At 50.2% G+C, this 21,405-nt stretch carries 21 protein-coding genes; 15 read left to right on the top strand and 6 right to left on the bottom strand.

The features are described 5' to 3' along the window. Positions 1 to 26 precede the first annotated feature (26 nt). From ACJJIT_RS19145 to ACJJIT_RS19135, 3 genes are all read right to left on the bottom strand, one after another. Positions 27 to 1,358, bottom strand: coding sequence for a TldD/PmbA family protein (locus ACJJIT_RS19145; RefSeq protein ID WP_252084064.1), 1,332 nt, complete (start codon positions 1,356 to 1,358; stop codon positions 27 to 29). Positions 1,359 to 1,393: 35 nt separating this feature from the next. Then, positions 1,394 to 3,025: a TldD/PmbA family protein gene (locus ACJJIT_RS19140; RefSeq protein ID WP_444883342.1), complete on the bottom strand. Its 1,632-nt coding sequence runs from the start codon at positions 3,023 to 3,025 to the stop codon at positions 1,394 to 1,396. Positions 3,026 to 3,233: 208 nt separating this feature from the next. Next, positions 3,234 to 4,616, bottom strand: coding sequence for a nicotinate phosphoribosyltransferase (locus ACJJIT_RS19135; protein WP_444899364.1), 1,383 nt, complete (start codon positions 4,614 to 4,616; stop codon positions 3,234 to 3,236). Between the two features lie 295 nt (positions 4,617 to 4,911). Here ACJJIT_RS19135 and ACJJIT_RS19130 point away from each other — a divergent pair, with 295 nt between their 5' ends. From ACJJIT_RS19130 to ACJJIT_RS19095, 8 genes are all read left to right on the top strand, one after another. Beyond that, complete coding sequence (locus tag ACJJIT_RS19130) at positions 4,912 to 5,367, top strand: hypothetical protein (RefSeq protein WP_444899363.1); 456 nt, start codon at positions 4,912 to 4,914, stop codon at positions 5,365 to 5,367. Positions 5,368 to 5,467: 100 nt separating this feature from the next. Then, on the top strand, positions 5,468 to 6,196 hold the full coding sequence (locus ACJJIT_RS19125) for a PspA/IM30 family protein (RefSeq protein WP_444899362.1): 729 nt from the start codon (positions 5,468 to 5,470) through the stop codon (positions 6,194 to 6,196). After that, positions 6,196 to 6,849: a YqiJ family protein gene (locus tag ACJJIT_RS19120; RefSeq protein WP_444899361.1), complete on the top strand. Its 654-nt coding sequence runs from the start codon at positions 6,196 to 6,198 to the stop codon at positions 6,847 to 6,849. Before ACJJIT_RS19125 ends, ACJJIT_RS19120 begins: the two co-directional genes overlap by 1 nt. After that, the gene (locus ACJJIT_RS19115; RefSeq protein ID WP_444899360.1) at positions 6,850 to 8,559 is read left to right on the top strand and encodes a flotillin family protein; all 1,710 of its coding nucleotides are present in this window, start codon (positions 6,850 to 6,852) and stop codon (positions 8,557 to 8,559) included. Between the two features lie 128 nt (positions 8,560 to 8,687). After that, positions 8,688 to 9,011 carry a zf-TFIIB domain-containing protein gene (locus tag ACJJIT_RS19110; protein ID WP_444899359.1) on the top strand — a complete coding sequence of 108 codons (324 nt, stop codon included), beginning with the start codon at positions 8,688 to 8,690 and terminating at the stop codon, positions 9,009 to 9,011. A 595-nt stretch (positions 9,012 to 9,606) separates the two neighbouring features. Continuing rightward, positions 9,607 to 9,975 (top strand): hypothetical protein, encoded by a 369-nt coding sequence (locus tag ACJJIT_RS19105; protein ID WP_252084072.1) that lies wholly within the window; start codon positions 9,607 to 9,609, stop codon positions 9,973 to 9,975. A 137-nt stretch (positions 9,976 to 10,112) separates the two neighbouring features. Beyond that, a complete protein-coding gene (locus ACJJIT_RS19100; RefSeq protein WP_444899358.1) occupies positions 10,113 to 11,066 on the top strand; it encodes a DnaJ C-terminal domain-containing protein in 954 nt (317 codons plus the stop codon). Between the two features lie 2 nt (positions 11,067 to 11,068). Continuing rightward, the gene (locus ACJJIT_RS19095) at positions 11,069 to 11,392 is read left to right on the top strand and encodes a chaperone modulator CbpM (protein WP_252084074.1); all 324 of its coding nucleotides are present in this window, start codon (positions 11,069 to 11,071) and stop codon (positions 11,390 to 11,392) included. A 3-nt stretch (positions 11,393 to 11,395) separates the two neighbouring features. Here the strand turns inward: ACJJIT_RS19095 and ACJJIT_RS19090 are convergent, their stop codons facing one another. After that, positions 11,396 to 12,385, bottom strand: a complete 990-nt coding sequence (locus tag ACJJIT_RS19090; protein ID WP_444899357.1) for a glycerophosphodiester phosphodiesterase family protein — start codon at positions 12,383 to 12,385, stop codon at positions 11,396 to 11,398. A gap of 140 nt (positions 12,386 to 12,525) precedes the next feature. Further along, a complete protein-coding gene (locus ACJJIT_RS19085; RefSeq protein ID WP_252084076.1) occupies positions 12,526 to 13,506 on the bottom strand; it encodes a calcium/sodium antiporter in 981 nt (326 codons plus the stop codon). A 347-nt stretch (positions 13,507 to 13,853) separates the two neighbouring features. Here ACJJIT_RS19085 and ACJJIT_RS19080 point away from each other — a divergent pair, with 347 nt between their 5' ends. The 4 genes from ACJJIT_RS19080 (at position 13,854) to ACJJIT_RS19065 (ending at position 17,018) form a co-directional block, all read left to right on the top strand. Beyond that, positions 13,854 to 14,102: a hypothetical protein gene (locus ACJJIT_RS19080; protein ID WP_252084077.1), complete on the top strand. Its 249-nt coding sequence runs from the start codon at positions 13,854 to 13,856 to the stop codon at positions 14,100 to 14,102. 256 nt (positions 14,103 to 14,358) lie between these two features. After that, entirely contained in the window at positions 14,359 to 15,438 is a 1,080-nt protein-coding gene (gene hppD, locus ACJJIT_RS19075) for a 4-hydroxyphenylpyruvate dioxygenase (protein WP_444887697.1), read from the top strand. A 15-nt stretch (positions 15,439 to 15,453) separates the two neighbouring features. Continuing rightward, complete coding sequence (locus tag ACJJIT_RS19070) at positions 15,454 to 16,014, top strand: VOC family protein (RefSeq protein ID WP_252084079.1); 561 nt, start codon at positions 15,454 to 15,456, stop codon at positions 16,012 to 16,014. After that, positions 16,011 to 17,018, top strand: coding sequence for a fumarylacetoacetate hydrolase family protein (locus tag ACJJIT_RS19065; protein WP_444899356.1), 1,008 nt, complete (start codon positions 16,011 to 16,013; stop codon positions 17,016 to 17,018). Before ACJJIT_RS19070 ends, ACJJIT_RS19065 begins: the two co-directional genes overlap by 4 nt. Positions 17,019 to 17,112: 94 nt before the next feature. Here the strand turns inward: ACJJIT_RS19065 and ACJJIT_RS19060 are convergent, their stop codons facing one another. Next, complete coding sequence (locus ACJJIT_RS19060) at positions 17,113 to 17,970, bottom strand: carbon-nitrogen hydrolase family protein (RefSeq protein WP_444899355.1); 858 nt, start codon at positions 17,968 to 17,970, stop codon at positions 17,113 to 17,115. Positions 17,971 to 18,288: 318 nt separating this feature from the next. On the opposite strand from ACJJIT_RS19060, the gene ACJJIT_RS19055 reads away from it, so the two are divergent. The 3 genes from ACJJIT_RS19055 to ACJJIT_RS19045 all read left to right on the top strand — a co-directional run bounded on the left by ACJJIT_RS19055 (position 18,289) and on the right by ACJJIT_RS19045 (position 21,364). Continuing rightward, positions 18,289 to 18,528: a hypothetical protein gene (locus ACJJIT_RS19055; protein ID WP_444899354.1), complete on the top strand. Its 240-nt coding sequence runs from the start codon at positions 18,289 to 18,291 to the stop codon at positions 18,526 to 18,528. An 84-nt stretch (positions 18,529 to 18,612) separates the two neighbouring features. Further along, complete coding sequence (locus ACJJIT_RS19050; protein ID WP_444899353.1) at positions 18,613 to 19,350, top strand: YopT-type cysteine protease domain-containing protein; 738 nt, start codon at positions 18,613 to 18,615, stop codon at positions 19,348 to 19,350. A 229-nt stretch (positions 19,351 to 19,579) separates the two neighbouring features. Beyond that, a complete protein-coding gene (locus tag ACJJIT_RS19045; RefSeq protein ID WP_444899352.1) occupies positions 19,580 to 21,364 on the top strand; it encodes a DUF885 domain-containing protein in 1,785 nt (594 codons plus the stop codon). The last annotated feature ends 41 nt before the right edge of the window (positions 21,365 to 21,405 follow it).

The following is a 21,405-nucleotide window of genomic DNA, read 5'->3' as shown; positions in this document are numbered from 1 at the left end:
TCGTTATCCTCAAGTGGTGCTGGCGGTTAAACGGCGTCAGAAAGGCTGCTGAAAGTAAAGTCGCGTACTTTCAGTGCGGGAATCATGGCGGACATGCCCCACATACCCACTCGCTGGGGGACGCCCATATCTTCGATATTGTTGAGCATGATTACCGGGCTCTCGTTGAAACGGAAGTTCTTCACCGGGTATTTAATCTTGCCGTTTTCGATATAGAAGGTGCCGTCGCGGGTGAGGCCGGTGAGCAGCATGGACTGCGGATCGACCATACGGATATACCAGGTGCGGGATACTAAAATGCCTCGGCGGGTATTTTTGATCAGTTCTTCGGTGGTTTTATCGCCGCCGATCATAATCAGGTTGTTGGGCTCGGGGACCACTTCGCCTTTGCTTTGCTCGGCCCAGTAGCGGCTGCGCGCCAGGTTTTTCACTACGCCGTCTTTCACCCATTCGGTGCGCCCCAGCTGCATAAAGTCACCGTCGGTCCAGGGTTGGGCCGGCACATCGAGACTGGTGGGATCGGAGTAGAAATTTACGCGCTTGTCGAACATCTTCTCGCCGGTGCGGTTGCCGCCGCCCTTTTTGCTCATAAAGCTGCGGCCTTCGTCGGCACTGCGCGCATCGAAGCCGCTCATCATGTAACCCACCAGGCCGGACACTGCATTGGGCTCCAGGATCACGGTGTACTTGCCCGGTTCCAGGGCGCGGGCTTCCTGGGACAGGACCGCTTTGTCGATGGCGACAGAGGAAGTGCTGCCGGTATTCATTGCGCCGAAATCGGTAACATCACTTTCGGCCCAACCGGAGCCCAGGCCATTCTCGGTGCGCATGGTTACGGTGAAGTTGGCTGAAGTGGAGGCGTGGTAGCCGAACAGGCCTTTACTGGTGGCGACTGCGGCAAAAGAGCGCTCGTCTTCCAGGTAACCCGCGGCAACCACCTTCTTTTCCTTGGCCGCAATAATGGAATCTGCGGCCGCCTTGGCGCGCTGGTCTGGGGTGATATCTGCGGTGGACTTGGCGAAGCCGTCCACGCTGACATATTTCTGTGGGCCCAGCATCGGCATGGCTTCAGGATTTTCCGGAGACAGCTTGGCCAGCTCTTCGGCGCGACGCATCACTTTTTCCAGGGAGGCATCGCTGAATTCGTTGATGGTGGCTACGCCCGATTTCTTGCCGAAACGGGCCTCTACCGCCAGCTCGATATCGTTGACGATGCCACTTGTGGAAACACTGTTGCGCGCATAGCGAATATTGCCGGTCTCGCTGCCGGCCAGCTGCGCGCTGGCTTCATCGGCGCGGCTGTATTTCAAAACCTTATCGAGAATACGCTTCGCTTCACTTCTACTCAGAATTGCCATTGCCTTTTCTCCAATTACTTATTCTTGTGCGCTCTTCAGGAAATCTTGCGCTTGGTATTGATTACATTAATTTGGTCAAAACGGGTGGTGGAGCAGCCGTGGGATACCGCACTCACCTGGCTGGGTTGGCCCTTACCATCGAAGAAGGTTCCGCCCAGGCGGTAGTCGCTGCTGTCGCATATTGCCGAGCAGGAATTCCAGAATTCCTGCGTGTTGGACTGGTAGGCGACGTCCTCAACCTGGCCGACGATCTCACCGTTTTTGATCTCATAGAACAGCTGTCCGCCGAACTGGAAGTTGTAGCGCTGCTGATCAATGGAGTAGGAGCCGCGCCCGACGATGTAAATGCCTTTTTCCACATCGCGGATCATGTCTTTGGCTGAGTACTTCTTCTCTCCCGGAGCCAGGGAGACATTGGGCATGCGCTGGAATTGCACGCTGGACCAGCTATCGCCGTAGCTGCAGCCGTGGGATTCCTTTTGGTCGATCATATGCACCTGATCGCGAGTGGCCTGGTAGTTCACCAGGATGCCATCTTTCACCAGATCCCAACGCTTGGTTTTAACCCCTTCGTCGTCATAGGCAACTGCACCGAGGGAGCCCGGTTGTACCTTGTCGGCAAACAGGGTGACTTTGTCGCTGCCGTACTGGAATTTACCGCTGCGCCACTTATCCAGGGTGGCGAAGGAAGTTCCGGCATAGTTGGCTTCGTAGCCCAGCACGCGGTCCAGTTCTAATGGGTGGCCCACAGATTCATGGATGGTCAGGCATAAGTGCGAGGGTTCCAGTACCAAGTCGTACTTGCCCGGATCGATGGATTTGGCCGATAGCTTGGCTTTGGCCTGCTCGGCCGCGAGCACGGCATCCTCGGCCATATCGTAGGAGGCTTTGTAGAGCGTGGTCTGTCCGCGAATTTTGTCTTTGTCGTGACCAGCCAAGTATTCATAACCCCTTCCCACTGGATCGCTGAGGCCATTGCGCGTTTTGAAGGCCCCACTTTTCTTATCCACAGCGGTCACCTGCATGGGCGCCCACAGGCGGTGGATATCCTGGTCGATATAGGAGCCGTCGCTGGAAGCAAAGTATTTCTGCTCATTGACTAAATACAGGGAAGAGCGAATATAGCTGGCTCCGGCTTTGAGTGCCCCATTGTTAACATCCATCAGGAAATCGACTTTCTCACTGATGGGCACCTGCAGGGCATTCTGTTTGATCGGTGTCTGCCAGGAAACCTCGCCTGCGCCTTTAACCGGTGCCAAGCGCACGGGCTCGGTCTGGTATTTGGCGTTGGCCTTGGCAACGGCAACCGCCTGGCGTGCGGCGCGGGCAACGCCGTCGGCAGTCAGATCGTTGGTGGCGGCGAAACCCCAGGTGCCATTGGCGATTACGCGGATACCGGCGCCGAGGGATTCCGTATTGACGATATTCTCCACGTTGGTTTCGCGGGTCATCACGTACTGGTTGAGATAGCGACCGATGCGCACATCGGTATAACTGGCACCGGCTTTGCGCGCCGTATTCAGGGCGACATCTGCCAGGTGTCGTTTGTGCGAGCTGTGCATGCCCTCATTGAGCAGTTGCTCGGCGCTGACCTGAATGCCCTGCAGCGGTAATAAAATACCACTGGAGCCGACGCCGGCGATCTTGAGGAATTTTCTTCTTTCCATTGGCTACCTTTATCCCCCCATAGCGTTTGGGGGTGTGCTTATTGTTATTGTGCCCGATACATACAAGAGGCCCGGCCGGGCGCCTTGTCCAGACAACAAACCTATACAGGTAACAGGCCATGATTGCTTTTGTAAAGTGTTGGTTCGGTGAAATGAGGTTTGCTAGGGGCAAATGGTTACGGAAAGAGGAGGGGGATGAATCAAGTTGCTAAATGGCTGCGCGCTGGCGCACCTCAGCAAAAGTCGTTTCTATAAGCAAATTGCCGTTACGAAACACTGGTCTCAGAAAGTTCTTGTATTGATTTACATCCTCCAGACGAATGGTTCTGAAGTCGCCATTCTCGCATTGAATCAGTGCCAGGCGTCCGCGCTTGGATTTTTTCTCTGGCCCTGTGCGCGGGTCCTTGTAGATGTCCCGCCAGATACCGTTGATGCGAATAGCACTGGCTTTCATGGCAAAGCTCATTAAGTCCCTGTCAACTTTCTGCAGCAGTCCGCCGCCCATACCGAAAGCGATATTCTCAGCACTCTGATTATGCTTCTGCATTGCCTGCAGTATTTTGGGGATAGTGAAGCGAGAGATGCTATCTCCTTGGATAACACGAATATACTCAGGCAAAACACGGTAACCTTTGCTGTTGGTGTGAGCCCCAAATATATGCATCAATCGCTCTATACACTCGACAACAATCTGTACAGGGTTGCCGGAGTCTGGGCGGATAACCAAGGTCCCACCACTGTTTTGAATCGTGTTTTTTAATTGGCCACCCCAGATATTTTCCACTGCATGCCATAAATCATAGCTATCACTGACCACAGCAACGGTTTTATTTTTTCCGGAAAAATGTTGCAGAATGTTCTGATAGGCCAATGCTTCCCCATCCCGGCCCCAGGCGGTGATGGTACTATGCTCCGCAGCCGGAATAGAAAATCCAGGCATATCGGCATGGTAAAAATTTCTCGCACCTAAAATTCCTGAGAGAGTATCTGTTCCGTAAAAATTCACTAAATGAGCCATACCACCCAACGTGGCACTTTCCAAGCTACTGGCCCCACGCGCGCCGAAATCGTGTAATTGAAAGGGGAGACTCTTCTGGCTGTCGGCCGTTTGCTGTAAATAATGCGCAATGATTTTTTTGATTTCCCGGCTCTGTGTGGCGACAGTACAGGGATACCAGAGAGCGCGCACCAGTGCGGTCTCAAGATAACTGGTCAACCAGAAACAGGATGGGCAGGTATTAACAATTTGTGCCATAACATTGTGTAAAGGAATAATGCCCCCCTCCTCTACAGCACAAATCTCTAAAGGCAGCAGCCCCCGATGTTTACTGACGATATGTTCCCAGCCCGCGCGATTAAAGGGCAAACCGTGGGTTTCTAGTAGTGTTTTTGCTTCTTCGATATTGGCAATTGTGATAGGTCTTTGTAGGTACTGCTTAATAAAAGCTTGTAAACCAAAAAATACCGTTTCAGAAAATTCCCCGCCGCGGCACTCAATATAGCTGCTAATAAATTCCGTACCTGGTGGATATTGCAGGTAGTGGCTGGCTTTATAGCTATCGACATTGAGAATCAGGTTTTCTATCGACATTACATCCGTCAGTTGGCGATGGAACTATAGGTGTGTCGCCAAAAGCCTGTTTCTGGGTGTGAAAAACAAAAATATTTTTGCGGGAATTTATCCCTGTAAGGAGGTGTAATTTAAAACAACTGGCGGTAATCAGAACAATTCCTTACAAAAATCCCCTGAATTATAGATAGCACAATCAACAAAAGATTTTTTTCCACACCGGCTGGTGCTGTCGTACCAATAGGTCACGCGAGTTTTAATTGACCCTACACATAGTGGTGTGTACTTTTGTATACATGGCAAGCAAGGGATCATTATGCTCAATAAAACACAATCTATATCGGCACGCCTATCGGCGGAAGATTATGCATATTTGATGTCGATTGATCGCAATGGGGCGGTCACCCAAAGTGAAAAAGTACGCGAAATTATTGCAATGGCGAGAGAGTCTATTGGCGGGGATTGTCTTTCCCGCAGCTATCTCTCTTCTGCGGAGGCCATGCTGCCGTTAAAGGCTCGTTATCTGGAGGAAAACCAGCGGAGCCTGTTGATTGAGGCGGTAATGGACTTGCTCACAGAAGGTGCCGCCATTATCCAAAATGTGGCCGGTAAAGAGCCAATGGCACCGGAATTGGAGAAAGACTTGTTGCCAAGTGTCGAGGCTTTCCTGGAAAAAATGTTGCTGTTATCACAACAGAGCAGTCCACGCAGCATTCACCGTGATTCCGCTGTGAGAATTCGTGAACGCCTTGAAAGTGAAACTGCGGAATAAGTATCTGCGCAAATGAGCTTTATGATTAAGCAAGCGGCAGAATTACTGTTGAAAAAAAGCGGTAATTTAGCAGCCTGTTGCGGTAAGTACTTAATAAAGTTTGTCAGATTTTGAGGGACCTGGTCTGGCTTTGGTGAAAATTGAAATAGTAAAAGGAAAGAAAATTTTGAGAGAAGGATTAATTAAGCGCATTTCACGCTTAATCTCTGTGTCTGCGAATGCAGTTGTGGACTCAGTTGAAGCTGCTGCGCCAGAGTCAGTGATGGAACAGGCAATCCGGGATGTGGATGATGCGATTAAGGATGTGCGAGATCAGCTAGGAAAAGCAGAGGTATCTAAGTATCTAAATAGTAGAACGTTAAACGAAGAAAAAACACGTCATAAACGTTTAGCTGAACAAATTACCATTGCTGTAAATGAAGGTCGTGATGATTTGGCTGAAGTCGCCATCGCCAAGCAAATGGATATTGAGGTGCAGCTTCCAATTTTAGAGAAAGCGATCAGTGAAAATGAGATAGAAATAAAGGAACTAGGTTCTTATATTCTTGCTCTGCAAGGTAAGAAGCGTGAAATGAGTGAGCAATTAAAGGAATTTATTGCAGTCAATAAAAATGCAAGAGGTAGCGTTGTTACTGATGAATATGGAAGGGATAGAAAGTCGAAAGCCCAGGTAGAACAAGCTACAGATGCATTTAATCGAGCAATGGGTAGTACAGCTATATCGACATTTGATTCCGAAATAGATGCCAGCAAGTTAGCAGAGCTTGAGGAGTTTGCACGAAATAATCGTGTGAAAGAACGTTTAGCTAAAATTAAATCGGGGGGCTGATGATATTTTTGTTGCAAGATCAAAACCTGATCTTCACTGGCGCGCTACTTTTAATGTTTATGATAGCGCTTCTTGAAGGCGTGATGACATTGATTGGTGTTGGTATTTCAGACTTGCTGGATAACGTACTACCAGATTTTAATGTTGACGTACCAGACACAGGGTTATCTGGGGGGATGACTAAACTACTCGGATGGTTACGTTTTGGGGAGGTGCCTGCACTTATCCTGTTAGTTACTTTTTTGGTTGGTTTTGGAGTAACGGGCTTATTAATCCAAATACTCGTGGAGTCATTCTTTGGGTATCTATTGCCGGGCGGTTTACTTGCTGTCGGAGTCCTTTTCCTGGCTCTCCCCCAGGTACGTTTTGTTGGCAATATCATGCGACGCTTTGCCGTGGGTGATGAATCTGAGGCGGTTGAGAGAAACTCCTTTATTGGCCGTGTAGCGATTATTACGATCGGCAGAGCAGAAATCGGTTCACCGGCAGAGGCGCGTTTTAGTGATGAATACGGAACCACACACTATGTAATGGTGGAGCCGGATGAGAGTGAAATATTTAATCAGGGGGATAAGGTGTTACTGGTTGAAGAGCTGGGAGCACATTTTCGAGTAACTCGCCCCAGCAGTATACATCTTATGGAGAATAACTAAATGGAGAATCTAGCAGTGATAGGAAACCTTCCGATTATGGTATTTATTGCCGGGGCTGTATTAGTGGCCCTGATTGTTATTGGAACTATTTTTGCACGGCTTTATACACGTGCCTCTAAAGAGCGTTCTTTTGTACGTACCGGTATGGGTGGGCAAAAAGTCATTATGAATGGTGGTGCACTGGTATTACCGGTGTTGCACGAAATTATTCCGGTGAATATGAATACCCTGCGCCTTGCGGTATCCCGCAAAGAGCACCAGGCGCTGATTACCAAAGATCGCATGCGTGTCGATGTACTTGCGGAATTCTATTTGCGCGTGAAGCCCGATGCCGAGGCGATTGCCAATGCGGCACAGACTTTGGGCCTACGCACTCTGGACCCCGAAGCCTTGAAGGAAATGATTGAGGGTAAATTTGTCGATGCGCTTCGCTCTGTGGCCGCCGAAATGGAAATGGCAGAGTTACATGAGCAACGCAGCCAGTTTGTACAAAAAGTGCAACAGGTAGTTTCTGAGGATTTGTTGAAAAACGGACTGGAACTGGAATCTGTCTCTTTGACCGGTCTGGACCAGACCCACAAAGAGTTTTTTAACCAGGATAATGTCTTCGATGCCGAAGGCCTTGCCAGCATGACCCGCTCCATTGAAGCGCGCCGCAAGGAAGTGAACGACGTCGAACAGGAAACTATGGTGCAGATCGAGAAGAAAAACCTCGAAGCCGAGCGCCAGAAACTGGAAATCGATAAGGAAAAACGTTACGCCCATTTGGAGCAACAGCGCGAGTTGGAAAATCGCGAAGCCGCACAAAAAGCTGATATTGCTCGTGAACTGGCCGCACAAGACAGGGCTGCGCGTCAGGCAGAAATTGAAGCCCAGCGTGAAGTTAGCCAATCCCAGATTGCCGCAGAGCAGGCGACTAAACTGTTGGAGATTGAAAAGGAGCGCCGCCTGAGAGAGCAGGAAATTGAGCGCGAGCGTATTCTCGATGAGCAGCGTATCTCCAAAGAGAAATCTGTAGAGATTGCGGAGCAGGAGCGGGCAATTGCCGTTGCGGAAAAATCCAAAGAGCAGTCCCAGGCAGACCAGCAGGCCAACGTTGCACTGGCTGAAGCGGTAAAAGCCGAAGAGCAGGTGCGCACTGCCAAGGACGTGGAAGTGGCAGAGCGTGATAAGCGCATCGAGATTATCGAAGCCCAGAAAGTGGCCGAGCGTCAGGCTACCGGTATTAAAGTAATGGCCGAAGCGGAGAAGTCAGCTGCAGAAGATAAAGCCGAAGCACTTCGCCTGCAGGCTTCTGCAGAGGCAGAGGCAATTCGTATCAAGGTCGAAGCAGATCGCGAGAAATACGCCGTAGATGCTGAAGGTCAGCGTCTGATGAACGAGGCATACAATAGTCTCAGTGAAGCTCAGATTGCATTGAAGAAGGTGCTGAGCCTGCATGAGAATCTGCCCAATATTATCCGTGAAAGTGTTAAACCGATGGAAAGTATTGATGGCATGAAAATTATTTCTGTCGAAGGTTTAAATGGTGTGGATGGTCGTGCCTCCAGTGGAATTCTGGATGGAGAGTCGGAAGCTAAAGGCCAAAGCCTGCCGGAAGCTTTAGTCGGCAGTGCTCTGAAGCACCGTGCGATGGCCCCCTTAGTGGATTCTCTCTTGAAAGAAGCGGGTGTTGGCAACTTAAGTAAACCCGTTGAGACAGAGAGTTAATATTTTTAAGATTTGGTAGATAAACGATATTCGGGCTTTATTTACTAGTTATTTATCTGATAAAAACTCTAATCTCGCAACCCAGGTCTTTAAAAAAGATCTGGGTTATTTTTTATGGAAAAGAAATTATGAAACGCTGTACCAGTTGTAAAAAAGGTGTGCTCAAACCAGTTGTCATTGAGCAGTTGTTTCGTGCACATACCTGCTCAAGTTGTGGTGGGAACTGGATTCTGATTGAAGACTATCTGACTTGGAAAAGAAAAAATCCCGAGTTCCAGTTTTCCGATAATATAGCTGTGCTAAATGAAATCGTGGCCGAAGATACCAAGAAAGCTATTTTATGTCCGGCAACCGGTATGATCATGCAGAAGTTAAAAATTACTGCGGCTAGTGAGCACCGTTTAGATTATAGCCCGACAGTTGGTGGTATTTGGCTGGATAAGGGAGAGTGAGAGCTTCTGAGAGCTGAGGGGCTTGCTGCTTCTTTGAACTCATTGGTTACCCATGAGTGGCAGAAAAAGGTTAGGGATACTAGGGCACAAGAGACTTTTTCTGAGGTTTATAGAAGCAGATTTGGCGAAGAGCTATATGACAAAGTAAAAGAAATTCGAGAGTGGTTACATTCCCAAGAAAAGAAAGCAGATATTCTTGCCTATTTGACCGCGGAAGATCCTTATTCTGCCGAGCGATAATTACCAGTTTTGTAGTGATGTTACTCTGGGAGCGTGATTCATTTTTGTTTCCTTTAGCTGAGTAGTTGATGTTTATGTGCTATTTAAGTTGCTAATTGAAATGGCGCATCAACACTCTTTTTTTGATGTCGTCTTTAAAGGCTGAATCGACATTTAAATTATCCGTATTTGGATTTTATAAACTGATCTATTGGTAATGGAAAAAAATTGCATAAAATTGATAAAAGCTTCTCAATTTTTTTCGTTAGGATTCTGGAAGCGCCTTTGAAGATTAAAATCTGGATGTTAACCTGATTAAGGTCGCTAATTTGGTTTGCTGCGACAACTAATATATAAAAATAACTAGGTTAGGAAAATGACTATCAAAAAAATTCTATTAGCGAGTTCCCTAATTTTTGCCTCCTCTTTAGCCGTTCCGGCTTTTTCTGCCAATCTTGTTTGCCAACTAAATGTCAAATCTGGCGGCCAAGTGTTTGGAAATGGCACTTCCCACTGTAATGGAATAGATTTCAGTTTTGGAAGCTCCACTTCTGGAAGTTGGAGTATTACCAATATCTCTAAATCTATTGATCGGGTCCATTGGATAAAAGGTTGTAATTCTGGGCTCTCATGCGGTGTGACAGTCAGAGCTTATTCATCCAACGAGGCGCAGGCCTATATCCATTACAAGGATGGAAGTATCGAATATGTAACAGCCAACATGTGGTACGAAACTGGGCATTAAGTTAATACTACGGCGCCGATTGTTCTATCGGCGCTTCTATTTACCAGTGGACATCTACTTAATCAGATAATAGTCGCGTCGATTTTCTCACTTTAAATACGTGGCGAACCCTCTCATCATCGGCTTTTATTAAAGCCATGGAATACAAGGACTATTACAAGATTCTCGGTCTGGAGCGGAATGCTGATCAGGCGGAGGTCAAGCGTGCCTATCGAAAGTTGGCACGTAAATACCACCCCGATGTCAGTAGTGAGAAGGATGCCGAGGAGCGCTTTAAAGAGGTGAATGAGGCCTACGAAGTGCTTAAGGATCCAGAGAAACGTGCGGCCTATGATCAGTTGGGTAGTGGCTTTCAGTCCGGCCAGGATTTCCGGCCGCCCCCTAATTGGGATCAGGGGTTTGAGTTTCACGGTGGTGGTTATACCGATGCCGATAGTGAGGCCTTCAGCGATTTCTTTGAGAGCTTATTTGGGCGAGGCGGATTTAGTCAGGGCTATGGCGGCAGGCAGCGGCGCCAGTACAGTGCTCAGGGGGAAAACACCTACGCGCGAATCGCCATAGATCTGGAAGACAGTTATCGCGGCAGCAGTCGGCAGATTACCCTTAAACACACGGTGTTGGGGGAGGATGGGCGCCCGCAACTGCAGGAGCGCACACTAAACGTCAAGATTCCAAAAGGGATTACTGAAGGTCAGCAAATTCGTCTGGCCGGGCAGGGTGAAGCAGGCATCGGCGGCGGTAAACCCGGTGACCTTTACCTCGAGATCATGTTCAACTCTCACCGTCTCTATCATACCGAGGGCCCAACGGTTTATCTGGACTTACCCATGGCTCCTTGGGAGATGGCCTTGGGGGCCAAAGTACAGGTACCAACACCGAGCGGGCCCCTGAAAGTTACCATCCCTGCCAATAGTGATAACGGCAAGAAGCTTCGCCTCAAGGGGCGGGGTATCCCCGCCAAACAACCTGGTGATATGTACATCGTGCTGCAGACAGTTACCCCCTCTGCCACTAGCGATGCCCAGCGCGAGGCCTATCGTCAATTCAGTAAGGCCTTTGACTTTAATCCGCGCCAATCCATGGGGAGCTGATAATGAGAGTTAGAAAGGCCGAACAGGTCACCGGTGTGCTGCTTGATGAAGAGAGTGAACTGAGTTTGAGCGAATTGTGTCGCGCCTGTGAGCTTCCTGCTGAACGTATATTGGCACTGGTGGAGGAAGGTATTATCGAGCCACGTGCGCGCAAACCCCGCTGGCGCTTTAGTGGTATTTGCGTGCGCAGGGTTCGCCGTGTCTACACGCTGGAGCGGGATCTTGGGGTCAATCTTGCCGGTGCTGCGCTAGCGCTGGAATTACTCGAAGAGATAGAGCGGTTACAAGCGCAGCTGGCGCGATTAGAGCAGCGGCGAAAACGTTAGTGTTTATTCATGGCTGGCTTGTAACAGTGGACCAATGACTTCAATTTTCTCAATCCAGATAACACCGTTGTAATTCTTAGGCAGGAAATTTAAATCCTCTGGTCGGTAGATAGCGGTAAGGCCGCCCTTTTTGTCTCGATGATCTAGCACTATGACTAAACTGCCGCTTTGGGCTACCCGCTCGATAAATCGGTTCGGCCAGCCCCAGAGTACCCAGTGCCAGGTATTGGGTGCCATAACAATACTGTTGCGGCAAGCCTCGGGGATATAGCCGCTCCACCCAATCAGCAAATATCCCAGTGCACAACTTTTTGCGCTGTCCCTACTGAAGGCCAAAGCTTTGGGCCTTAACTCCCGTATTCTTGCGATTGGGAGGGGGCCGCCGTAGACCATTAAGCGGGAATCGGAGAGTAGTTGGTGTTGGCGTAAATAGTTATTGAGTAGGTCTGCTTCATTGGGGTCATTACTTTTTATATTGATCAGGAATTGTCGATCTGGGAAGTGTTGCAGAACTTCTTTCAATGTGGGTAGTAGTCCAATGCCCTGGCCGCGAAAAGGGAAGCTTTTTCCGCCATCGAAGGTGTACCCATAGCCGATATCGAGCTTCTTTAGGTCAGTGATGACATGCTTCCGAGTGACGCCTCTTCCATTTGTACGGCAATCCAAAGTCCAGTCATGAAATACGGCAAATTCACCGTCGGTTGTGGGATGGATATCGAGTTCGACAATATCCGCGCCATGCGCAAATGCTGCTTCCATGGAGGGAATTGTGTTTTCAAGATAGCGGTGCTCAGGCTGGAATATGCGAATAGCCGTACAATCGTCACGCCCTAGATTATCGCGATTGTAGGTTTGGTAGACACCGCGATGGGAAATAAGAACGGGCTCGCCCTGGGGTGTTGGAGCCAACCAGGAAGCATTTAATAGGTAAATAGCTCCAAAGCCGAATAAAGAACCCAACATGCCAACTTTGGCAAAAAAGCTCCGCCTCATAAAAGCATCTCCGTCATTATTTCCCTTGAGGTGCTGCCAATACTAGCTGGCACTGGTCTGGAAGAACGGGCTTTTTGGGGGCAAATTATGGCGAATTCAGGCGGTAAACTTGGGGTGGTGTGAAGCCACCCCAAGTACGGTCAAAGTGCGGCTTTAGTAATGGTGGTGATGAGGTAGCCAGTGTAGATAAGGTAAGCTGTCAAAAGAGCACCGCCTTCCCAGCGGTTGATTCGACCCTGGCCACGAAAGCCATAGGCGAAGACAAACAGGGCCAGGGTCAAGCCGATCACCATGGGCCAGTCTCTGGTGAGTACTTCCGGTGGCACACTGGACATGGGAGCGATAGTGCCGGCAATCCCCACCACGGCCAGCAGATTGAACATATTCGAACCCACCACGTTGCCTATCGCAATATCGTGTTCGCCTTTGCGCGCGGCTACTATGGTGGCTGCCAGTTCTGGTAGAGAAGTACCGAGGGCGACAATAGTAAGGCCGATAATCAGATCGCTAACACCCAGCGATTCGGCGATGGTCACTGCGCCCCAAACCAGCAACCGCGAGCTGACAATCAGAAGTACCAAGCCGGCGACTACCCAGAACAGAGCCCGGCCCAGGGGCATGGCGTGTTCTTCCAGCTCCTCAGCGACCTCACCTTCCAGATTATCGCCTTTGCCGCGCAGGGCGGAGAATACACTCCAACCGATCAAGCCGAAGAAACCCAGTAACAGAATGATTGATTCCCAGCGCTCCAGCTTGTCATTCCATAGGAAGGCGCCACTCAGAAGAGTGATGGCCATTAATAGCGGCAGCTCTTTGCGCACAATTTTCGAATGTACGCTCAAGGGAATTATCAGGGCGCTGAGGCCAAGGATCAGGCCGGTATTGGTGATATTGGAACCATAGGCGTTGCCCAGGGCCAGGCCAGGGCTGCCATCCAGCGCGGCAATGGCTGAAACTACCATCTCAGGGGCAGAAGTACCGAAACCGACAATCACCATGCCGATCAACAGCGTGGGCATACCGGCGTGCTTGGCTGTGGCAGCGGCGCCTTCCACGAAGCGGTCAGCACTCCAGACCAGCACAATAAAGCCGGCGATAATGGCGAGAGCGGCGAGAAGCATAGGCAGTCCTCAAAAGATACAGGCGGATTGGGGCATGGCCCGACAAACGGTCAGCGATTGTACCGGCTCTCGGCGTCACAATCAGTGAATTGCTGAAAAGGTAGGCGCGATATCTGTAAAAAATCGAAAGTGTCCCGCCAGTCAGATGGTTCCGCTGCCAGTGTGGGCTACAGTCAATGCATGGCCCGGTAAATCTACGGGATGGCTGAGAGGCTCTGTGCCCCGGTGCAAAGCCGCTCAGTTGGTGGAGATGTCGGGTATGTTTACGCGGGTCGCACAGAGCCATGGGCGGCGGATTCCGCGACATCCATGTCACCGGCCACTCGCCGGCTAGTTAGGAGGCCTATATGCAATTCAAAGCTTCAATCGGAATACTGGCGGCTGCGCTGGTGCTGACCCTCTCCGCTTGTGAACAGAGGAAAAAGGAAGAGTCCATGGACAAAGGCGGTATGGGCACTGCTGAAACCGGGTGCTGCCAGCATGCAGAAAGTGCCTGCGCCGGGGATGTTACCAAATCCCAGTGCGACCAGATGAGCGGCAAGTTTCATAAAGAGCATATGTGCCGCACCGATACTGGTAAGTGTGCTCGTAAATAGCATCTGCTGCTGAGGGTGCGGTACAAGCCTGTGCTGCGCCTCTCTTTCTCACCTGAATCGCTTATCTAGCGGTCTTTCTTACAATTCACGTGAATGCATAATCTCCTCATATTTAGTGACTGAATGCTGCCTTTGAGTACGTATTCCTGGCCCCCTTGACATTAGTTACATCTGCAACTAACTTCCTTTGCGCTAGAAATTAACCAGCGCGCAGCCCCGATAAATGGCGCCGCGATGATAAGAGACGGAGGACTGCATGGCCGACTTATTTGAGAACCCGATGGGTTTGGATGGCTTCGAATTTGTAGAATTCACTGCGCCGGAGAAAGGCATTCTCGAGACTGTGTTTAGCGCCATGGGCTTTACTAAGGTGGCCAGCCACCGCTCTAAAGCCGTGGAGTTGTGGCGCCAGGGTGATATCAACTTTGTCACCAACTACGAGCCCGACAGCCACGCCTACTACTATGCCCAGGAGCATGGTCCCTCTGCCTGTGGCCTAGCCTTCCGGGTGAAAGATGCCAAGTTTGCCTACGAAGAAGCTTTGCGCAAGGGCGCTCAACCGGTAGATGTACAGACAGGCCCGATGGAGCTGAAACTACCAGCTATCAAGGGTATCGGTGGTGCGACTCTGTACCTGATCGACCGTTACGAAGATGGTGAGTCCATCTACGATATCGACTTTATCTGGGAAGAGGGCGTTGACCGTCGTCCGGAAGGTTGCGGCTTCCACACTCTGGATCACCTCACCCACAACGTGTATCGCGGCCGCATGGATTACTGGGCCAAGTACTACGAAGATCTGTTTAATTTCCGCGAGATCCGTTACTTCGACATTAAAGGTGAATATACCGGCCTGCTGTCCAAGGCGATGACTGCACCGGATGGCAAGATCCGTATTCCGCTGAACGAAGAAGCAGCTGGTGGCGGTGGCCAGATCGAAGAGTTCCTGATGAAGTACAACGGCGAAGGTATCCAGCATATCGCCTTTGCTTGTGATGACTTAATTGCCTGTTGGGATCGCCTGAAAGAACGTGGTATGGAGTTTATGACCCCGCCGCCGGACACTTACTACGAAATGCTGGAAGAGCGCCTGCCAGGGCATGGCGAACCTACCGAGGAATTCCAGAGCCGCGGCATCCTGCTGGATGGCACCACCGAGGGCGGCCAGCCGCGTCTGCTGCTGCAAATTTTCTCTGCCAATATGCTCGGCCCGGTATTCTTCGAGTTTATCCAGCGCAAGGAAGACGAAGGGTTCGGCGAGGGCAACTTTAAGGCCCTGTTTGAATCCATTGAGCGCGATCAGCTCAAGCGTGGCGTCATTAAAGAAAAGGAATAACATTCGGAGGCTTCTATGGGCATTAAGCGCATTCACCACGTGGCGTATCGCTGCAGGGACGCCAAGGAGACGGTGGAATTCTACCGCGATCTTCTCGGTATGGACTTCCAGCTGGCCATTGCCGAAAACGAGGTACCCTCAACCGGTGAGCCGGACCCTTACATGCATGTCTTTATGGATGCGGGTATGGGGAATGTGCTTGCCTTCTTCGAAATTCCCAACTCCCCGGAGATGGGGCGCGATGAAAATACACCCAAATGGGTGCAGCATATCGCTTTCGAAGTGGAGTCCATGGAAGAAATGCTTGAGACCAAAGCGCGACTGGAAGCGGCCGGGGTCGACGTGCTCGGCCCTACCAATCATACGATTTTCCAGTCGATCTACTTCTTCGACCCCAACGGTCATCGCATTGAGCTGGCTGCCAATACCGCCAAGCCTGGTATGCACAAAGAGCTGAAGCGGGTTGCTGAGGATATGTTGGAAGAGTGGTCGCGTACTAAAAAAGCCCCAAGGCACGCCGCCTGGATGCACGGGGAAGAAGAATTTGTGGAAAAAACTGAAGGGGAGGCACAGTGAAGTTAGCCAGCCTTAAATCCGGCCGCGATGGCCAACTGGTTGTTGTTAGCGATGATCTTACCCGTATGGTGCCAGCCGGCGATATTGCCCCCACCATGCAGAGTGCGTTGGACAATTGGGCAGCCGTCAGTGGTGAGCTGGAGAAGCTGCACGAGCGTTTGCACAACGGCGAGATTGCCGGTGAGCCATTCGATCAGAGCCTGTGTGCATCGCCTCTACCGCGTGCTTATCACTGGGCGGATGGCAGTGCCTATGTGAACCATGTTGAGTTGGTGCGCAAAGCCCGTGGTGCCGAGGTGCCTGAGAGCTTTTATAGCGATCCGCTGATGTACCAGGGGGGCTCCGATACCTTCCTGACCCCGCGCGAGCCGGTGACCATGCCGCAAAGTGAGGGCTTTGGTATCGATTTCGAGGCGGAAATCGCCGTAATCACCGACGATGTACCCATGGGAGTATCCGCCGAGGATGCGCTCTCCCATATCAAATTGGTAATGTTGGTGAATGACGTTTCCCTGCGTGGATTGATTCCTGCGGAGTTGGCTAAAGGTTTTGGTTTCTACCAGTCCAAACCCTCCAGTGCTTTCTCACCGGTATGTGTGACTCCAGAGCAGCTGGGTGAAAACTGGCGTGAGGGCAAATTGCACCTGCCACTGGTCTCACAACTGAACGGTGAGAAGTTTGGTGAGCCCAATGCTGGTGTGGATATGACCTTCCACTTTGGCCAGTTGATCGCCCACGCGGCCAGGACCCGCCCACTCTGTGCGGGTACTATTATCGGTTCCGGTACCGTATCCAATAAGCTGGATGGCGGTCCCGGCAAACCGGTAGCAGAGGGTGGAGTTGGCTACAGCTGCATCGCTGAGATCCGCATGATCGAAACCATCCAGAATGGTTCACCTAGTACACCGTTTATGGATTTCGGCAACACTATCGCTATCGAGATGTTCGATGGTGAAGGTCAGTCTATTTTTGGGCGTATCGAGCAGACAGTGGAGAAGGTTTAATATCACCTTCTTGCCACAGTCTATGTCGTAAAAAAGGGGCAACCGTTAGGAGCCCCTTTTTTATTTAGGTACCTTTTGTTTAGATTCCTTTTATTTAGACCCCAAGCCGACGCATGGAAAGTAATGGCATTTGCCGCCGTATATTGGCCAACTTTTCAGCTTCTAATGTGGCAGTGATGACTGCTTCACCCTCGCCGGCTTCGGCCAGAATTTCACCCCAGGGATCAATAATCGCGGAATGTCCCCAGGTACGTCTTTTCTCCGAATGGGTCCCCCCCTGATTGGCTGCAATTACAAAGCAGCCGTTCTCAATCGCACGTGCCTGCAACAGGGTCATCCAGTGTGCCCGCCCTGTGGTGTGGGTAAATGCCGCAGGCACCAAAAAAATCTCAGCACTGGCTATGGCTAGCTGGCGGTAAAGTTCGGGAAAACGCAGATCAAAACAGATACTGAGCCCCAGAGCCCCCCAGGGCGATGTCGCCACACAGGGCTCGTTGCCGGGTTCAATACTGGCGGATTCACGATAGCTGCCGGTAGCGTCCTCAACTTCCACATCAAATAAATGTATTTTGTCGTAGCGAGCCAGCAAAGCGCCTTGATCGTCGAATAGCAGGCACGCTGAGCGGCTGCGCTTCCCCTCAGTAGGGCTACCGTCGGCTCGCTCCAGTAAGGGTATCGAGCCTGCGACCAGCCAGATACCCAGCTCCTCTGCCCAATTTGCAAGGGCGTGTTGAATGGGTTGTCTATCTGCGTTGGCTTTACCAGAAATGCAAAAAGGTTCGGCCACGGAAAAACTACCTTTATCCGAGAAGTGCGCAAAGTTTTCCGGCAGTAGTATCAGTTGCGCGCCGTGCCCGGCAGCTTCCTCAAGCAGTTTGTAGGCCTGTGAGAGATTATTTGTAACGCTCTCGCCACTGACCATTTGCACTGCTGCAACACAAAGGCTTTTCACTAAGGATCTCCTTTTTCTCCAGTTTTATTACGGAGTATTGATAAAGCTAAAACCTGATAATGAGAATGAAATGTAACAGAGTGATAATTCTCACTTTGCTAGCCCCACTTATCTTGAGGCGAACTTTGGAGAGGGTGAACCCCATATTGGTTTAACAAGCTCTTTTTAGTGTAGGTACAGTTTCGTAGGGGGATGGCTACTGAAATTTCTCAATAGTTTTCTGCAAAAATTTCCCTTTCCATTTTTTCTTTATACTTTTTAAGCAATTAAAAAACTGGGTGGTTTTGTATATGGTCTTAGCAGAAATGGTAATTCCGCATGGAAGCCCTACCAATTAAAATTTCAGCAGCAATTTTTAGAATCCTACTACCTGTTTTTATAGTGGTTGAACAAAAAAATACCACTATAGCCAATAAAATTTGGTCAGCACCTCTTAAAACCTCCCTTCAAAATAAGCATTTATGCGGCCTGGAAAAAGAGTGCCAGAGTCGATTTAAAAAGCTTTTCTATTTCCTGTTGGCGCTGAAACTTTTCTGCTTCAATGCCGGCCCAATCTGATAAGTGGCGTAGAAAAATTCCACGAAATTTTTAAAAGGGATTTTAAAAGCGCTTTTCTTGCCTAGTAGAAGTGAGAGAATAAAAATGCCTATTTGGGTCGACAAAACCATTCTTACCGTAACTGGTACACGTGTACAGCCTGTGCAACAGGCGGTGCCCAGATACAATGGAGTAATTGTCAAGGACTTTAGCCAATGCTTCGATCCGGTGAAGGGGTTGATCACCGTGCATGAAGATACTGCTGGTGGTGTGTGTGAATCCCTCTCGGCTTTTTGGATGAAGTATCACTCCGAAGGCGGTACTTTGTGGAGCTGGTTATACCCCAATAACACGCTCGATGAGCGCCATCTCTATCATGTGATGACCTTACAACAGGCAGGCATGCACGATGATCAGGATCGGATTACCGAAGCCTGGTTGGGGGTGCAAAACCTGTATCCTGTCAGTCAGAATATTTTTGGGGGGGCTTTCCCCAATGGGCGTGGTGGTAATACGATTCGTGGTATTAATAATCCGCGCAGAGCCAATGGGCAGAGCGGTTTGTTCTCTCCCAATGCCTTGGCTCGGGAAATTATTCTCGACCAAACGGGCGGAGCGGGCTGCTATAAAAAAATCAGCCTGGATGGCACTTTCGCCGGTCACACCATGGCTGCCTGGGTAGCGCAAGACATCGCCTTCTTTGATCCGAACTTTGGCGAATTCTGGTTTGAATCCCGCGCCTCTTTCTTTAATTGGTTTACCCAATCCTTCTGGTATCAGTCCATGTATTCCGCCGGTTTGAGTGGTGGCTTTGCTATTCGCTCTTATGCGCGCAGGGGCTAATTAGTCACCAATAGTGTGGGAGTTGCAGCCACTGCGGCTCCCACAGCACTTTCAATCCACACCCTTTTATGTAATCAATCTTCAACCACCTCGTCCTCAAGTCACGAACTATCTCGGTTTCAGAGTCACGGAAAACAATCTTGCAGTGTGTCACTCATGTTAAGGTTGGCCGGTCATAACGAATATCAATTTCGATGAGCATAAACTTAGCGATTAAATGGAGAGCAGCGTGAAATCCGGCAAGGCCCTGGCAAAATACTTTAAGCGGCTATCTGGCGTTATCTTGGCCACTTGTGTACTAACCCCAGTATCTTGGGCCACAACGGCAACAGAACAGCTCCAGGATGTGATCGAAGACCACTGGCAGTATCGTCTGCGTGAGGATCCAATTACTGCGGGACGTATGGGGGTGTCGGACTATAACCGTCAGTTGCCGGGGGTGACTGCTGAGGATAGAGCACGTCGGTTGAAGTCCGAGCAAAAATTGCTGCAGCGCTTGCAAACGATAGACGCTAGCGAGTTAGCGGATTCGGACAAGGTTAATCGGGAGTTGCTCGCCTGGGTACTGGAAAATTCCATCGAGGCCAATCAGTTATTCTTGAAGCGTATACCGCTCAATACCTTCTCTAGTTTTTTCGGCACGGCCCTGGATGCGCATAGTGGCCTGGCGATGACCAGCGTCGCGGATTATGAGGATTACATCGCTCGTATCCGCGAGTTTGGCCGCTTCTTTGATGAGAATATTGCCAATATGCGCGAGGGTATTCGCACAGGTTTTGTTTTGCCCAAAATAGTGGTGCAAGGCATAGCCCCTACGGTGCGAGCTCAGGTTTATAAAGACCCAACTAAAAGCAGCTTGTATAAGCCATTTGCGGAAATGCCTGCTGCAATTACTACTGAAGAGCAGCAGCGGCTGCGCAATGCCGGCAAAGAAGCTATTGCACAGGTGGCTATTCCGGCTTTTGACCGTGTAGCAAACTTCCTGGAAGGGGATTATCTGAAAGCCGCCAGTGAGACCCTTGGGGCTGAACAGCTGCGTGGTGGTAAGGATTACTATCGCTACAACATCGGCTATTACGTCACCTTGGATATGGATCCAGCGGAAATTCACCGCACAGGTTTGGCCGAGGTGAAGCGTATTCGTGCAGAAATGGAAGCGTTAATAAAGGAATCTGGTTTTAAAGGTAGCTTTGCGGAATTTACTCACTTTCTGCGTACGGACCCCCAGTTCTATGCTAAAACGCCGGAAGAGCTGCTAAAGGAGACTGCCTATATCTCCAAGCGAATCGACTATGTGTTGCCGGAGTTCTTTAATCTGCTGCCACGCACCCCCTATGGCGTCGTTCCGGTACCCAGCGAAATCGCGCCCAACTACACCACGGCCTCCTATAATCCTGCCGCTATCGGTGGCACCCGTGGTGGGGCCTATTGGCTGAATACACACGGCCTGGATCAGCGCCCCTTATATGAACTGCCTGCACTGACTTTACACGAGGCGGTACCCGGTCATCACTTGCAAGGTGCTTTGTCTCAGGAGCTGGAGAATGTGCCGGACTTCCGCCGAGAACTTTACTTAAGCGCTTTTGGTGAGGGATGGGCGCTTTACTCCGAGCGCCTTGGCAAGGAGATGGGCTTATATACAACGCCTTATGAACATTTTGGCCGTCTCAGCTATGAAATGTGGCGTGCGGCACGTTTGGTGATCGATACCGGTATTCACTCTCAGGGCTGGACTCGCCAGCAGGCGCTCGATTTCCTCTCCAGTAATACCTCGCTATCTCCCGCGAATGTACGCGCAGAAGTGGATCGTTATATATCCTGGCCGGGCCAAGCCCTCTCTTATAAAATGGGAGAAATTAAGATCCGCCAGTTACGCGCTCAAGCGGAAAAGGAGTTGGGAGAAAAATTTGATCTGCGTGCTTTCCACGATGCACTGCTAAAAAATGGAGCCCTACCGCTTTCCATGTTGGAAGAGCAAATGCAACGGTTTATTGCGGAGCAGAAAGCCTCTTAAAGAATATTATTTTGCAATCCCACTCTTCATTGTTAGAGCGG

This window comes from Microbulbifer mixtoriginis (SeqCode) (assembly GCF_052467515.1).
The sequence above is the reverse complement of the archived record's forward strand: the minus strand, read 5'-3'. Positions and strand labels throughout refer to the sequence as shown.